The sequence below is a fragment of the Mycobacterium sp. ABE4_509 genome, from assembly GCF_056160785.1.
Genome location: NZ_JBSWXU010000066.1, coordinates 13,715 through 27,601, shown reverse-complemented (window position 1 = coordinate 27,601; position 13,887 = coordinate 13,715). Strand labels below are relative to the sequence as shown.

Annotated in this window: 17 protein-coding genes and 1 pseudogene; 8 read left to right on the top strand and 10 right to left on the bottom strand. The window is 69.3% G+C overall.

Translation table 11 applies throughout. The annotated features are described in order from the left end of the window. Window positions 1–285 (top strand): annotated as a pseudogene (locus ACXAID_RS15430) (MFS transporter); the annotation flags it as partial. A gap of 78 nt (window positions 286–363) precedes the next feature. Here the strand turns inward: ACXAID_RS15430 and ACXAID_RS15425 are convergent. Both ACXAID_RS15425 and ACXAID_RS15420 read right to left on the bottom strand, forming a co-directional pair. Next, window positions 364–564 carry a DUF5302 domain-containing protein gene (locus ACXAID_RS15425; protein ID WP_475023082.1) on the bottom strand — a complete coding sequence of 67 codons (201 nt, stop codon included), beginning with the start codon at window positions 562–564 and terminating at the stop codon, window positions 364–366. A gap of 19 nt (window positions 565–583) precedes the next feature. Next, window positions 584–1,027: a PPOX class F420-dependent oxidoreductase gene (locus tag ACXAID_RS15420; RefSeq protein WP_475023081.1), complete on the bottom strand. Its 444-nt coding sequence runs from the start codon at window positions 1,025–1,027 to the stop codon at window positions 584–586. A gap of 87 nt (window positions 1,028–1,114) precedes the next feature. On the opposite strand from ACXAID_RS15420, the gene ACXAID_RS15415 reads away from it, so the two are divergent. Together ACXAID_RS15415 and ACXAID_RS15410 are read left to right on the top strand one after the other, a co-directional pair. Next, the gene (locus ACXAID_RS15415; RefSeq protein ID WP_475023080.1) at window positions 1,115–1,639 is read left to right on the top strand and encodes a DUF1697 domain-containing protein; all 525 of its coding nucleotides are present in this window, start codon (window positions 1,115–1,117) and stop codon (window positions 1,637–1,639) included. Between the two features lie 23 nt (window positions 1,640–1,662). Then, the gene (locus ACXAID_RS15410; protein ID WP_475023085.1) at window positions 1,663–2,487 is read left to right on the top strand and encodes a class I SAM-dependent methyltransferase; all 825 of its coding nucleotides are present in this window, start codon (window positions 1,663–1,665) and stop codon (window positions 2,485–2,487) included. 28 nt (window positions 2,488–2,515) lie between these two features. Here the strand turns inward: ACXAID_RS15410 and ACXAID_RS15405 are convergent, their stop codons facing one another. After that, window positions 2,516–2,881 carry a GntR family transcriptional regulator gene (locus ACXAID_RS15405; RefSeq protein ID WP_475023079.1) on the bottom strand — a complete coding sequence of 122 codons (366 nt, stop codon included), beginning with the start codon at window positions 2,879–2,881 and terminating at the stop codon, window positions 2,516–2,518. 36 nt (window positions 2,882–2,917) lie between these two features. On the opposite strand from ACXAID_RS15405, the gene ACXAID_RS15400 reads away from it, so the two are divergent. After that, the gene (locus ACXAID_RS15400; RefSeq protein ID WP_475023078.1) at window positions 2,918–3,631 is read left to right on the top strand and encodes an NAD-dependent deacylase; all 714 of its coding nucleotides are present in this window, start codon (window positions 2,918–2,920) and stop codon (window positions 3,629–3,631) included. 13 nt (window positions 3,632–3,644) lie between these two features. Here ACXAID_RS15400 and ACXAID_RS15395 read toward each other — a convergent pair whose 3' ends face one another. From ACXAID_RS15395 to ACXAID_RS15385, 3 genes are read right to left on the bottom strand one after another with little or no spacing between them, the layout of a single operon-like run. Beyond that, window positions 3,645–4,277, bottom strand: coding sequence for a class I SAM-dependent methyltransferase (locus ACXAID_RS15395; RefSeq protein WP_475023077.1), 633 nt, complete (start codon window positions 4,275–4,277; stop codon window positions 3,645–3,647). Further along, window positions 4,258–4,962 (bottom strand): TetR/AcrR family transcriptional regulator, encoded by a 705-nt coding sequence (locus ACXAID_RS15390; protein WP_475023076.1) that lies wholly within the window; start codon window positions 4,960–4,962, stop codon window positions 4,258–4,260. Before ACXAID_RS15390 ends, ACXAID_RS15395 begins: the two co-directional genes overlap by 20 nt. Further along, a complete protein-coding gene (locus tag ACXAID_RS15385; protein ID WP_475023075.1) occupies window positions 4,959–7,259 on the bottom strand; it encodes an MMPL family transporter in 2,301 nt (766 codons plus the stop codon). The genes ACXAID_RS15390 and ACXAID_RS15385 overlap by 4 nt, the downstream gene beginning before the upstream one ends. Before the next feature lie 161 nt (window positions 7,260–7,420). Here ACXAID_RS15385 and ACXAID_RS15380 point away from each other — a divergent pair, with 161 nt between their 5' ends. Both ACXAID_RS15380 and ACXAID_RS15375 read left to right on the top strand, forming a co-directional pair. Continuing rightward, window positions 7,421–7,963 carry a DoxX family protein gene (locus tag ACXAID_RS15380; RefSeq protein ID WP_475023074.1) on the top strand — a complete coding sequence of 181 codons (543 nt, stop codon included), beginning with the start codon at window positions 7,421–7,423 and terminating at the stop codon, window positions 7,961–7,963. Window positions 7,964–8,052: 89 nt separating this feature from the next. Further along, complete coding sequence (locus tag ACXAID_RS15375; RefSeq protein ID WP_475023086.1) at window positions 8,053–8,202, top strand: hypothetical protein; 150 nt, start codon at window positions 8,053–8,055, stop codon at window positions 8,200–8,202. Between the two features lie 60 nt (window positions 8,203–8,262). Here ACXAID_RS15375 and ACXAID_RS15370 read toward each other — a convergent pair whose 3' ends face one another. The 3 genes from ACXAID_RS15370 to ACXAID_RS15360 are packed head-to-tail and all read right to left on the bottom strand — an operon-like array spanning window position 8,263 to window position 11,151. Further along, window positions 8,263–9,261 carry an NAD(P)H-dependent flavin oxidoreductase gene (locus tag ACXAID_RS15370; protein ID WP_475023073.1) on the bottom strand — a complete coding sequence of 333 codons (999 nt, stop codon included), beginning with the start codon at window positions 9,259–9,261 and terminating at the stop codon, window positions 8,263–8,265. 13 nt (window positions 9,262–9,274) lie between these two features. Continuing rightward, window positions 9,275–10,027, bottom strand: a complete 753-nt coding sequence (locus ACXAID_RS15365) for a 3-hydroxyacyl-CoA dehydrogenase (RefSeq protein WP_475023072.1) — start codon at window positions 10,025–10,027, stop codon at window positions 9,275–9,277. A 29-nt stretch (window positions 10,028–10,056) separates the two neighbouring features. Next, entirely contained in the window at window positions 10,057–11,151 is a 1,095-nt protein-coding gene (locus ACXAID_RS15360) for a CaiB/BaiF CoA transferase family protein (RefSeq protein WP_475023071.1), read from the bottom strand. A 120-nt stretch (window positions 11,152–11,271) separates the two neighbouring features. Here ACXAID_RS15360 and ACXAID_RS15355 point away from each other — a divergent pair, with 120 nt between their 5' ends. Together ACXAID_RS15355 and tet(V) are read left to right on the top strand one after the other, a co-directional pair. After that, window positions 11,272–12,093 carry an enoyl-CoA hydratase gene (locus tag ACXAID_RS15355; RefSeq protein ID WP_475023070.1) on the top strand — a complete coding sequence of 274 codons (822 nt, stop codon included), beginning with the start codon at window positions 11,272–11,274 and terminating at the stop codon, window positions 12,091–12,093. Between the two features lie 141 nt (window positions 12,094–12,234). Further along, on the top strand, window positions 12,235–13,512 hold the full coding sequence (gene tet(V), locus ACXAID_RS15350; RefSeq protein WP_475023069.1) for a tetracycline efflux MFS transporter Tet(V): 1,278 nt from the start codon (window positions 12,235–12,237) through the stop codon (window positions 13,510–13,512). A gap of 10 nt (window positions 13,513–13,522) precedes the next feature. Here tet(V) and ACXAID_RS15345 read toward each other — a convergent pair whose 3' ends face one another. Next, entirely contained in the window at window positions 13,523–13,879 is a 357-nt protein-coding gene (locus ACXAID_RS15345) for a DoxX family protein (RefSeq protein WP_475023084.1), read from the bottom strand. Window positions 13,880–13,887 lie beyond the last annotated feature (8 nt).

Sequence of the window (13,887 nt, the reverse complement as noted above, 5' to 3'; positions counted from 1 at the left end):
CTCGTCAGCGGCGTGGGCCAGGGGGTCAGCTTCGGCCGCGGGCTGGCCGCGGTATCGGCCCGCACCCCGGCCGACCGGCGCGCCGAAGTGACCTCCAGCTACTTCGTGGTGGCCTATGTGGCGCTGTCGCTGCCCGTCATCGGCGAAGGGCTGGCCGCCCAGGCCTGGGGGCTGAACGTCTCGGGGGTGAGTTTCGCCGTCGCGGTGGCCGTTCTTGCCGGCGGATGCCTGGCCTTGCTGGGCCGGAGACGGCCGGCCCCCGACACCCGCCGCAACCGAGTGTGAGCGCCGACGTTCATTCCCGTGCGCGGGTTGCCGGGCAGCAGAATTCGGACCCGGTCGTGTCCCCGGGCCGGCGGGGTGTCAGCCGCTCTTGCGGCGGAACTGACGGCGGTTCTCCACCGGGCCGTGGCTGCGCGGCTGCTTGGCCCCGCCGTCCCGGTGCGCCGTACCGGCCGCCGACTTCGCATTCTTGCGCTCGAGCGCTTCGGCGAACCTGCGCTTGGTTTCGTCCTCGCCGGACTCGTTGCGATCCGCCGACCCCGCGGACCCCTTGGCTGTCATACCCGAGAGAATAGTCCGTTCAGCGCCGGCCCGGCGGCATGCCGTAGACATGCGAAATCGGCAGGGTCATCAGCACTCTGCGGTCATCGACCATCGCGCTGCGGTAATCGTCCCAGTCGGGATGTTCCCCGGAGATCCGGCGGTACAGCTCCACCAGACCCGCCACCGTCTCGTCACCCGGATCGGCGGCCGGCGCGCTGAGCACCGCGTCGCCCTCGGCGACCGCATAGGACCAGCCGTCGTCGGAACTGACGTGCAGGGAGGCGCGCGGATCGCGGCGCAGATTCCGGGTCTTGGCTCTCGGTTCGGTGATCGACACCGAGATCGTCAGTTCGCGGGCGTCGAAGTGGTAGGCGACGTTGGACAGCTGCGGGCGTCCGTCCCGTTTGATGGTGGCCAGCACGCCCAGCGAGTTACCTGCGATCACGGCCAGTAGCTTGTCGTCGAAGACATCGCGCGTCATGACACGAGGGTAGAACGAACCGCGATCTACCATGATCGAACACATGGACCACACCACGCCGTCCCCGAACTCGTCGGCAACCCCACGATGACGCGCTACGCCGCTTTCCTGCGCGGAGTCAACGTCGGCGGGGTCACCCTCAAGATGGCCGCCGTCGCGCAAGCCCTGGAGAAAGCCGGCTTCACCGCCGTCAACACGATCCTGGCCAGCGGCAACGTGCTGCTCGACAGCGGCGCCGACACCGCCACGGTCCGGGTCCGCGCCGAGACCGCGTTGCGGGACGAATTCGGTTACGAAGCATGGGTTCTGGCCTACGAGCTGGACGCCGTGGCGGCGATCTCGGCCGGGTTCCCGTTCGAACGCGAGGTCGACGGCCACCACTCCTACGTCACCTTCGTCAGCGACCCGGCGGTGCTCGACGAGCTGGGCGCGCTGGCCCGCGACCCGGCCCCGGGTGAACGGATCGTCCCCGGCGACGGCGTCGTGTACTGGCAGGTTCCCCGCGCGACGACGATGCAGTCCGCGATGGGGAGGACAATGGGCAAGAAGCGCTACAAGTCCGCGACCACCACCCGCAACCTGCGCACGATCGACAAGGTCCTGCGCGGTTGACCGACGACGAGACGGGACAGCAGATGACGGCAAAGCATTCCGCGGACCTGACCGGGGTGCCCGAGACGGCCCTGATGACGCTGAAGGTCCGCGCGTCGGAGGCGCGGCGGCCCGACTCGATCATCGACGACCCGATGGCTGTTCATCTGGTCGATTCGATCGACTTCGACTTCGCGAAGTTCGGGTACACCCGACGCCAGGACATGGCGCTGCGGGCCAAGGTGTTCGACAGGTACACCCGCCGCTACCTGGTCGACCACCCGCGCGCGACGGTGGTCGCGCTCGCCGAGGGACTGCAGACCAGCTTCTACCGGCTCGACGCGGCCGGCGTCGGCCACGAGTTCACCTGGTTGACCGTCGACCTGCCCCCGATGATCGAGCTGCGCAGCAAGCTGCTGCCTTCCTCCGGCCGGGTACGGACGTGCGCCCAGTCCGCGCTTGACTTCAGCTGGATGGACCTGGTGAACACCGACGACGGCGTGTTCATCACCGCCGAGGGTCTGCTGATGTATCTGCAACCCGAGGAGGCGATGGCGCTGATCACCGCGTGTGCGGCACGTTTTCCGGGCGGGCAGATGATGTTCGACCTGCCGCCGTCGGGATTCGCGGCGCTCTCGCGGCGCGGTATGCGGACCTCGCGACGCTACCGGGTGCCGCCGATGCCGTTCACGCTGTCGGTGGCCGAGGCGGCCGACCTGGTCAACACCGTTCCCGGCGTGCGCGCGGTGCACGACCTGCCGGGCGAGGCCGCCCGCGGGCGGGTGCTCAACACCTTGTCCTGGGCCGTGCAGCGGGTGCCGCTGCTCGACCCGGTGCGGCCGACGGTCACGCTGCTCGAATTCGGCTGAACCGGCGGACGGCGCGGGTCCCGCGGCCTCAGCCGAAGGCGTTCTCCACGTAGCGCAACGCCTCACCCTTGTCGACCCCCAGGGCACGGGCTGCGGAGACGTAGGTGTGCGCGGCGGTCGCCATCGCCGCGTCCGCCGGGTCCGACCTGGCCACGAAGGTGCCGAAACGCCCGCGGGTCTCCAGCACGCCCGCCGCCTCCAGTTCCCGGTAGGCGCGGGCCACCGTGTTGACGGCCAAGTTGATCTGCCCCGCCAGCTCACGCACCGTGGGCAGCCGGGTGCCCGGGGCGAGTTGACCGTCCCGAACTCCGCCGATGATCTGCGTCCTGAGCTGATCGAACAGCGGCCTTGCAGCTTGCGGATCCACGCGAACCCATTCCCCCAAATCGGCCACGTGCCCAGTATCACCCAAAGCCGCTACTTTGGTGGGGTGCAGGTGACGGTATTCAGTGGCGCGGGGATCTCGGCGGAGAGCGGTGTCCCGACCTTCCGTGACGCCGAAACCGGGTTGTGGGCCAAGGTCGACCCCTACGAGATCTCCAGCTCGGCCGGCTGGCGTGACCACCCTGAACGGGTGTGGGCGTGGTATCTGTGGCGCCACCACATGATGGATGCGGTCGCCCCCAACGACGGGCACCGCGCCGTCGCCGCCTGGGAGGACTACGCCGACGTCCATGTCGTCACCCAGAACGTCGACAACCTGCATGAGCGCGCCGGCAGCAACCAGGTGCACCACGTGCACGGCAGCCTGTTCGAGTTCCATTGCGACCAGTGCCGTTCGGTCTACGCCGGCGAGGTGCCGGCGATGCCCGAACCGGTGGAGACGGTCGATCCGCCCCACTGTGCTTGCGGCGGGCTGATCCGGCCCAACGTGGTCTGGTTCGGCGAACCGCTGCCCGACGACGCGTGGCAACAGTCGGTCGAGGCGGTGGTCAACTCCGACCTGGTCGTCGTGGTGGGTACCTCGTCGGTGGTCTACCCGGCCGCCGGACTGCCCGAACTGGCGGTCTCGAACGGCACGCCGGTCATCGAGGTGAACCCCGAGCCCACCCCGCTGTCCGACAGCGCCACGGTGTCACTGCGGGAGAAGGCCGCCAGCGCCCTGCCGGGGCTGCTGCAGCGGCTTCCGGCACTGCTGGGCTGAGCCCGCCGGACGGTCAGTCCGGCCGGACCGCCACCCCGATCGACAGCTCGGCGACGGGTGTGGGAACCCAGGCCGGCATCGCCGCCTCCCGGCGCGCACCGGTGACCCGCAACCCCGCCTCGGTGATGATCCGGTCGGTGTCGCGGTGGGTGTGGCAGTTGCCGAACAGCCTCGGCCAGAAGGTGGCGTCGACGAATCGCTGGAGCCGTCCCCGCCCGCCCGCGCTGGCGACGTGCTCGAGGTAGCGGAGCTCGCCACCGGGCCGTAGCAACGAATACAGTTGTCGGACAACTTCTTGCGGGTTCGATACCGAGCAGAGCACCAGCGAGCAGACGATCGCGTCGAAGGGGCCGCTGTCGGTGAGTTCCTCGACCGGCCGTTCGGTCACGGTGACCGGGACGGCCGCAGCCGCGGCGGCCTGCTCGGCCAGCGGAACCAGCCGGCGCTCCGGTTCGATCGCGACCACCTCGGTGACGGTGTCGGGATAGAACTCGAAGTTGGTGCCGGTCCCCGCGCCCACCTCCAGCACCCGCCCCGTCAGACCACTGAGGTTCTGTCGACGCATCCGGCGCATCGGTTCGGACTCGTGGGCCGACATCACCGTCCACACCCGGGCGAAAAACGCGTTATCCACGACGTCGCTCATCGGCAACCTCCTTCAACCAGGTGACCATCTCTTCCGGTGTGTCCGTCGGGTGAATCCCCGCCGAGGCGACCAGACCCAGGCACAGCGTCCGCAGCACGCGGTCGACGAACTCCTCGACGTCCCCCCAGGGCAGGTACGGGCGCGAGATGAGCAGCGCCGCGACGCCGTGCACCGTGGCCCACATCTCCAGGGCCAGTGTCGTCGGGTCGGAAGGCGGGTAGGTGCCGTCGGCGATCAGCGCCTCGATCGACGCGCGCATGTGCGCGAACGCCGAGCTGTTCAGCGTCACGTCGACCTCGCTGCCGGGCTGTCCGTGTCCCATCGTGGCGATGCGGTAGAGCTCCGGGTTCTGCAGCGCGAACCGCACGTAGGCCAGTCCCTGGGCCCGCAGCACCCCGATGACCGGTACGTCGTCACGCCCTGCGCCCTCGACGGCCTGCATCTGTTCGTCGAGTTTCTCGAAGTAGCGGCAGCAGACCGCGTCGAGCATGGCTTCCTTGTCGGCGAAGTGCAGATAGATCGACGGTGGGGTGACTCCCACCTGCTGAGCCACCGAGCGAATCGAAACCGCCTTGGCGTCATCGGTTTCCAGCAGCAGAGTGGTCGCGGCGTCGAGGATCTCCTCGCGGAGCTGCTCGCCCGCGCCGCGCGGGGCGCGACGGCGGCGCAGCGGCTCGGCGGTCATGACAGCCGGCTCTCTTCGCCGGAGCGTGCGCGATGCCGCGCCGCGGGTGGGCCGGGTTCACCGCCCTCGCTGAAGCCGATGCGGTCGTGCAGCCGGGTCAACGGCTCCGGCGCCCACCAGTTCCACCGGCCCAGCACATGCATGAACGCCGGAACCAGCAGCATCCGCACCAGCGTGGCGTCGGCCAGGATCGCCAGTGTGAGGCCGACCCCGAACATCCGCATGAATGCCACCTCGGCCGCGATCAGCGCGGCGAACGAGATCGACATCACCAGGGCCGCGGCGGTGACGACCCGGCCGGTCCTGGCCAGGCCGAGTGCCACGGCCTCGTCGCTGCGCAGGTGCGCGGACAGGTGGGCGGTGTCGGGGTGCTGCGAGGACTGCAGCCAGTACTCGCGGATGCGCGAGACCAGGAAGACCTCGTAGTCCATCGACAGCCCGAACGCGATGCAGAACAACAGCACCGGCATGTTCGCCACCAGGGTCCCGGTGGGGGTCGTCCCCAGCGCGCCGAGGTGCCCGTCCTGGAATATCCACACCAGGGCACCGAAAGCAGCCGTCAACGACAACACGTTGAGCACCAGCGCCTTGAGCGGCAGCACCACACTGCCGGTGAGCAGGAACAGCAACACGAAGGTGATCACCGCGATCACGCTGAGCACCATCGGCAGCCGTGAGGTGATGGCATCGGCGCTGTCGCGGTTGACCTGGGCGAGCCCGGTCACCAGCACCTGCGCCCCGTCCGGCGGGGGCACCGCGTGCAGGCGGTCGAGTTGGGCCTCCGAGGCGTCGGTGAACAGCGCCGCCGTGCTGCCGATCGTGAGAAAGGCGCTCCCACCGGCGAATCCGGTCGCGGCCGTCGGCGGTCCGGTCGGCGATCCGTCGACGAAGGTGCCTCCTGGCGCCGACACCGACGACACGTCGGGCACCCGGGACAGCTCGGCGGCGTAGCGGTCGAGCTCGCCGGGGGTCACCGACTCGGCGTCCGGCAGGACGATCGTGACGTTGGTGGAGGAATCCACCGCGAAGTCCTGGCGCAGGTCGTCGCCCACCTGCCGGGCGGACGCGGACTGCGGTAGCACCCGGTCGTCGGGAAAACCCCAATTGGCGCCCAGGAAGGGCGCGCCGAGCACCAGCAGCAACGCGACGACGCCGACGCCGATCGGAATCGACCGGCGCATCACGAATTTGGTGGACCGGTACCAGAACATCTGCTCGATCGGCTTGGCCGCCGGCTCCGGGCGGCCGGTGATCCGGCGCAGCAGCCGGCGCACGTCCAGCGCGTCGAGCCGGTCCCCGGCGAGCACGATCGCGGCGGGCGCGACGACGATCGCGGCCACCGCGGCGAACGTGACCACGGCGATGCCGGCATAGGCGAAGGACTTCAGGAAGTACATGGGGAACAGCACCATCGCGAGCATCGACAGCGCGACGGTCAGCGCCGAGAACAGCACGGTTCGGCCCGCGGTCGCCATGGTGCGCACCAGAGCCCGGTCCCGGTCGGCGCCCTCGGCCAGCTCGTCGCGGTAGCGGCTGATGATCAACAGGGTGTAGTCGATCGCCAGCGCCAGCCCCAGCGCGATGGACAGATTCAGCGCGAAGATCGAGACATCGGTGACCATGGTGAAGCCGCGCAGCACCGCCATCGAGCCCAGGATCGCGAACGCCCCGACCGCCAGCGGCAGCGCCGCGGCCAACAGCCCGCCGAACACCCAGACCAGCACCACGAAGCTCAGTGGTATCGCGATGGCTTCCATTCGCAGCAGGTCTTTTTCGGTCTGGGCGTTGATCTGCACGTAGGTCATCGCGACGCCACCGGCCTGCACCTCGACGCCGTCGCGGTCGTAGACCAGTTCGTCGGTCAGTTGCTCGGCGTGCTTCTGGGCCCCGCTCTCCCCACCGGTGATGCCGGCCACGATCAGGCCGGTCCGGCCGTCCTCACTGATCAACGCCGGGGCGGCGGCGGGTGGCGCGGTCCACGCCGAGGTCACCTGGCCGACGTGGGGCGAGTCGGCCAACCGGCCGGCGATCTCGGCGCCCACCGCGCGGGCGGCCGGGTCCTGCGCGCCCGCTTCGGAGGTGACGCTGATGATCAGCTCCATGTCACCCTGGCCGAACTCGTCGACGAGCAATTGGGTTGCCTTCGCCGACTCGGAGGTCGGATCCTGGAAGCCGCCGGCGGACAGGTCGTCGGCCACCGGCACGCCGAAGATTCCACAGGCCACCATGACCAGCAGAGCGGTGACCAGGATGCGGCGCGGCGCGGCGATGGCCACTTGTGCGATGCGCTGCAACATGGGTCCCCTCCCGCGCTATCGGCGTTAAGTTATCAGCGCTAACTCAGCGGGTCAATGGGCCGGCGCGCTACCGGCGATGAATTTCGCCCCCGCCGCCGGTCGATCCGAGCATGGACATCGAACAGGCCCGCACGGCGGGCCGGGCAATAGGCTCATCCGACATGACGACACCCGCAAGCGACCCCGCGTCCGGCGGCAGGGACCGCGCCCGCGACGTCGGCCTGCTGATCCTGCGCCTCGGCGTCGGCGCGGCCATCCTGCAGGCCGGCTTGATCAAGGCGCTCGACTTCTCCGCCACGGTCGGGTTCATGACCGACGCCGGCTGGCGGCTGCCGACCCTGGCGGCGCTGATGGTCACGGCGGCCGAAACTCTCGGTGGAATCGGCCTGCTGTTCGGCGTGCTCACCCCGCTGTCCGGGTGTGCGGTGTTCAGCGCGATGCTGTGCGCCTGGGCGGTCATGGCCTCGGGCACGGTGTTCTGGTCCGACCCGTTCAACCTGGCGTTCCTGATCGGCTTCGGCGCGGCGGCGCTGGTCCTGACCGGCGCGGGAGCCCTGTCGGCCGACGCTGCACTGCTGGGCCGGCCGGCCTGGCCGCCGCGGCGGGCGGTGGCCCTGCTGGCGCTCGCCGTGGTCGCCGCGGTGGTGACCTGGGTGGCTCTCTACGGCGTCAATCCGATCCACCTGACACCGCCGCCGGCATGATTGCTACTCGCCGGTAGACCCCGGACCCTACTTCGAAGTAAGAATTGCCACCAATTTCCGAAACGTGACTCAAAGATTCCTTAAAGGAGATGGTTACTGTTCAGTACATGTGGATCGACGACACCAACGCTGATGTCATCAAGGTTGACTTCGAGGCGCTCTACCACGGCGATGTCCTGGTCGAGGGCGAGACCTCGGAGCAGCTCGACGACGACGTCACCCTGCCCACCGCGGTATGAGAAAACGCGCGCCCCAACGGGCGCGCGTTCCTCATGTTTGCGTTTGCCTGAGCGCTGAGCTCAGACCGCCGCCGACTGTGCTGACGGCGCGACCATACCGGCCAGCCGACCGGTGATCAGGTCCTCGGCTTCGGTCACCATCCGCGACACCAGCTCGCCCACCGTCGGGATGTCGTTGATCAGCCCCATCGCGGTACCGACAGTCCAGATCCCCGCATCGGTGTCGCCCTCGTCGAACACCCGCCGGCCGCGCACGCCGGCCACCAGATCCTTGACGTCCTCGAACTGACCGCCACCCTTCAGGATCTCGACAACCTCACGCGAGACCACATTCGACGCCACCCGCGCGGTGTTGTGCAGGCTGCGGAAGATCAGCTCGGTGCCGCGCTCGTCGCCGGCCACGATCGCTTCCTTGACGTTCTGGTGGATCGGCGATTCGGCGGTGCACATGAACCGCGATCCCATGTTGATGCCGTCGGCGCCCAGCGCCAGCGCGGCGACCAGACCGCGGGCGTCGGCGAAGCCGCCGGAGGCGATCATCGGGATCTCGATCTGCTCGGCAGCCGCCGGGATCAGCACCAGCCCGGGGATGTCGTCCTCACCGGGATGCCCGGCGCATTCGAACCCGTCGATGCTGATGCCGTCGACCCCCAGGGACTGGGCCTTGACCGCATGGCGCACCGAGGTGCACTTGTGCAGCACCTTGATGCCGTTGTCGTGGAACATCGGCAGGTGCGGCGCCGGGTTGGAGCCGGCCGTCTCGACGATCTTGATGCCCGTATCGACGATGACCTGGCGGTACTCGTCGTACGGCGGCGGGTTGATCGCCGGCAGGATGGTCAGGTTGACCCCGAACGGCTTGTCGGTGAGATCCCGCGTCCTGGCGATCTCGTTGGCCAGATCCGCCGGCGTGGGCTGCGTCAGTGCGGTGATGAAACCCAGGGCACCCGAGTTCGCCACTGCCGCCACCAACTCGGCCCGGCCCACCCACTGCATGCCACCCTGGGCGATCGGGTGCTCGACACCGAATGCCTCGGTGAACTTCGTCGTTATCGTCACGTCATCTCCTCGACTACCGTGGCGCCATCCGGATCGCGCCGTCCAGGCGGATCGTCTCACCGTTGAGCATCGGGTTCTCGACGATGTGCACGGCCAGCGCGCCGTACTCGTCGGGGTCGCCGAGCCGCGCCGGGTGGGGAACCTGCTTGCCCAGCGAGGCCTGAGCCTCCTCGGGCAGCGAGCCCAGCAGCGGGGTCTTGAACAGGCCGGGCGCGATCGTGCACACCCGGATGAACTCGCGGGACAGATCGCGCGCGATGGGCAGCGTCATGCCGACCACACCACCCTTGGAGGCCGAGTACGCGGCCTGGCCGATCTGCCCCTCGAACGCCGCGACGGAGGCGGTGTTGATGATGACGCCCCGCTCGCCGTTGACCGGCTCGGTCCTGGCCATCCGCTCGGCGGCCAGCCGGATCACGTTGAAGGTGCCGATCAGGTTGACCTCGATGACCTTGGTGAACCCATCCAGCGGGAACGGCCCGTCCTTGCTCAGCGTCTTGATCGCGTTGCCGATGCCCGCGCAGTTGACGTCGATGCGCAGCGGGCCCATCTCCTCGGCCGCGTCCAGCGCGGCGCTGACCTGCTCGGGGTCGGTGACGTTGGTCTCGACGAACTTCGCGCGCGCGCCCAGTTCCTTGACCGCATCCTCACCCTTGAGGTCCATCACCACGACCGACGCTCCGCGGTCCAGCAGCCGCTTGGTGGTCGCCAGACCCAGACCGGAGGCACCTCCGGTGACGACTGCTACGGCGTCCTTGATCTCCACAGATCTTTCCCTTTCGTGCTTGGTTGTTGCTAAACCCACTCCTGCAGAACAGCTTCGGTGTCGGCGCCGGGCACACCCGGCGGCTTCGGCGCGGCCGGGGCACTGCGCGAGAACCGCGGCGCCGGGGCCGGGTACAGATACCCGTTCTCGCGGTAGAAGGTGTCGCGCTCGGTGTTGTGCGGCTCGGATTCCACCTCGGCGAACGACAGAACCGGAGTGACACAGGCGTCGGTGCCGGCAAAGACCTTGGCCCAATGGTCGCGGTCGTGGGCGGCGAACGCCTCGGTCAGCTTCGCCCGCAGCTCGGGCCAGCGGCTCATGTCGTTCTGGTCGGGCAACTCCGCGGGGTCCAGGCCGACACCGGCGAGCATCTGGGCGTAGAACTGCGGCTCGATGGCGCCCACCGCGACGTAGCGACCGTCGGCGCAGGTGTAGGTGTCGTAGTAGGGCGCCCCGGTGTCGAGCATGTTGACGCCGCGCTCGTCGCTCCACATGCCCATGCCGCGGAACGACCACATCATCATCGACAGCACGCTCGAGCCGTCCACCATCGCGGCGTCGACCACCTGCCCCTTACCGGAGCGCTCTCGCTCCCACAGCGCCGAGAGCACACCGATGAGCAGGAACATCGATCCGCCGCCGAAGTCGCCGACCAGGTTCAGCGGGGGTACCGGCCGCTCGCCGGCCCGGCCGATCGCGTGCAGCGCCCCGTTGAGCGAGATGTAGTTGATGTCGTGACCGGCCTGCTCGGCCCGCGGTCCGTCCTGCCCCCAGCCGGTCATCCGCGCATAGATCAGCCGTTCGTTGACCTTGGCGCAGTCGTCGGGACCGAGACCGAGGCGCTCGGTGACGCCGGGACGGAAGCCCTCGACCAGCACGTCAGCCTTGGCGATCAACCCCAACACCATCTGCCGGTCCTCGTCGCTCTTGAGGTTGGCGCCCACCGAACGGCGGTTGCGCAGCAGGTAGTCACGGCCGGGTTTGGCCTCCGGGCCGGCCACCTTGCCGGGGCGCTCGATGCGCACCACATCGGCGCCGAGGTCGCCGAGGATCATCGCTGCGTGTGGACCGGGGCCGATACCGGCCAACTCCACCACGCGCAGCCCTTGCAGAGGTCCAGCCATGTCTAACCGCCCTTCATCCGAGTCTCTCGGTTGACCGCCGACATAGCTTACTTGTATAACCAAGTCGGACCGGCCGCGGGGCATCAGCGCAGGGATAGCCCCCATGACAAGGGGACAGCGATGACCACCACCGAAGCTTTCACCGGCACCTATTCCGGCATCGACGACCTCGCCGTCGCTCTCGACGGCGGCGTGCTGACCGTGACGCTGAACCGGCCGGACAGCCTGAACTCGCTGACCGCGCCGATGCTGGCCACCTTCGCCGAGGCGCTGGAACTCGCCGCGACCGACCCACGCGTCCGGGTGGTGCGCATCGGTGGCGCCGGCCGCGGCTTCTCCTCCGGCGCGGGCATCAGCGAAGAGGACCACGCCAACCCGGGCGCCGCCGGAACCCCGGCCGATGTGCTCGACGCCGCCAACCGCTGCATCCGTGCGATCATCGGCCTCCCCCAGCCCGCCGTGGCCGTGGTCCAGGGGCCCGCGGCCGGTGTCGGCGTGTCGCTGGCCCTGGCCTGTGACGTCGTCCTGGCCTCGGACAAGGCGTTCTTCATGCTGGCCTTCACCAAGATCGGGTTGATGCCCGACGGCGGAGCGTCGGCGCTGATCGCCGCGGCCGTCGGGCGCACCCGCGCCATGCGGATGGCTCTGCTGGCCGAGCGCATCACGGCCGCCGAGGCCTGCGACTGGGGGCTGGTCAGCGCCGTGCACCCGGCCGAGGCGCTCGACGCCGAGGTCGACAAGGTCATCACCACCCTGGTCTCCGGCCCCGCGGTGGCGCTGCGCAAGACCAAGGACGCGATCAACGCGGCGTCGTTGACCGAGCTGGACAACGCCCTGGAGCGGGAGAAGGCCGGCCAGCTGGTGCTGCTGGAATCCGACGACTTCCGCGAGGGCACCCGGGCCTTCCAGCAGCGGCGGGCGGCGAAGTTCACCGACTCCTGACGGGTACACCCCCCGCCTGACCGTTCAGACTGCGGCCACGCCACACCCCGGGGAATGCGCGCCCTCAGCCCAGCCTGAGCGCCTCCGGCCACGCCGAAAATCATTCGACGGCAACACTGCCCGTCGGTCACCATCGAGGGCGTGAGCACACCGCAAACCCTCGGACAGCCGACGCCCGCCGCCGGCTGGCGGGTGCTGGCGCCCTTCAGATCCCGGCAGTACCGACTGCTGATGGCAGCGGTGACGCTGGCGATCTTCGCCGAGGGAATGTGGGCCGTGGTGATGGCGCTGCAGGTCATCGCGCTCGACAACGACCCGGCCTCGCTGTCGTTGGTGGCGGCCTGCCTGGGAACGGGTCTGGTCGCGTTCGTGCTGGTCGGCGGATTGGCCGCCGACCGGTTCGACCAGCGCGCCATCATCATCGTCGTCCAAGCCGTCAACACCGCGGTCGCCACGGCCATCGCAGCGCTCGGAATGGTTGGCGCGCTGCAGATCTGGCACATGGCGGTCGGGGGCGCCGCGCTGGGGGTGGCGGCGGCGTTCTTCTTCCCGGCCTACAGTGCGCTGCTGCCACGGATCCTTCCGGCCGATCAGCTGCTGGCCGCCAACGGTGTCGAGGGTGTGGTGCGCCCGGTGTTCCAGCGTGCCGTCGGACCAGCCGTGGCCGGCCTGCTGATCGGGGCGACGTTCCCGTCGCTGGGTGCCGCCGCGGTCGCGGTGCTGTTCGGCGTCGGCCTCATCCTGCTCACCGCCACCCGGGCTCCCCTCGAGACGGCTGCCGCACAGCAGATTCGGCCGAACCTGCGCCAGGACCTCTGGGAGGGTTTCCGATTCGTCCTGGGCACCCCGTGGCTGTTGTGGACGCTGCTGTTCGCCAGCATCTTCGTGCTCGTGGTGCTCGGCCCGATCGAGGTGCTGTTGCCGTTCGTGGTGTCCGAACGCTTCGCCAACGGCGAGCGGGCGTTCGGGCTGATCCTGGCCTGTTTCGGGATGGGCAGCGCACTGGGCGCGCTGGCGGTGTCCTCGGGGCGGCTGCCCCGGCGCTACCTGACGGTGATGATGGCGATGTGGGGCATCGGCTCAGTCCCGCTGGCGATCGTCGGGTTCACCTCGTCGTTTCCGGTGATGGCGGCGGCCACGTTCGTCGTCGGCCTCACCGACGGCGCCGGCATGGTCATCTGGGGCACGCTGCTGATGCGCCGGGTTCCCGCGGCCATGCTGGGCCGGGTGTCGAGCCTGGACTTCTTCGTGTCCCTGGCGTTCATGCCGGTGTCGTTCGCCGTCGTCGGCCCGCTGTCGAAGGTCATCTCGATGCAGACGATCTTCCTGGCCGCCGGGCTCGCGCCGGTGCTGCTGGCGGCGGTGGCGATGGGTGCCGCGCGGATGTGGCGCGACGAAGCCGCCCACCCGCTGAGCTGACCGTGCGGCGCTAACCGAGCCGCAGCGCAAAGTACGCCATGGCGCCCACGGCCAGCACCAGATACCCGCCGGGGAACGCCATGTTGTGCAGCACCCGGGCGCGGACATGCACCACGACCGCGCCGACGAAGAACAGCACAAGCCCGGCCGCCGCCGCCAGCCCCAACCGGGGATCGAGCAGAAATCCCGCCGTGATCCCCACCGCCCCAGCCAGTTTCAGGGTGGCCAGGTACGGGACCGAACCCGGCGGGACCCCCACCTCGGCCGAGTTGGCCAGCACGAAGGGCGCCTTGGCGAAGTCGGCCGCGGCGATCGCGCCGTTGGCCAGCGCGCAGAGGGCGGCCACTGCAGCCAGTGCCGTCGTTATGCTCATGT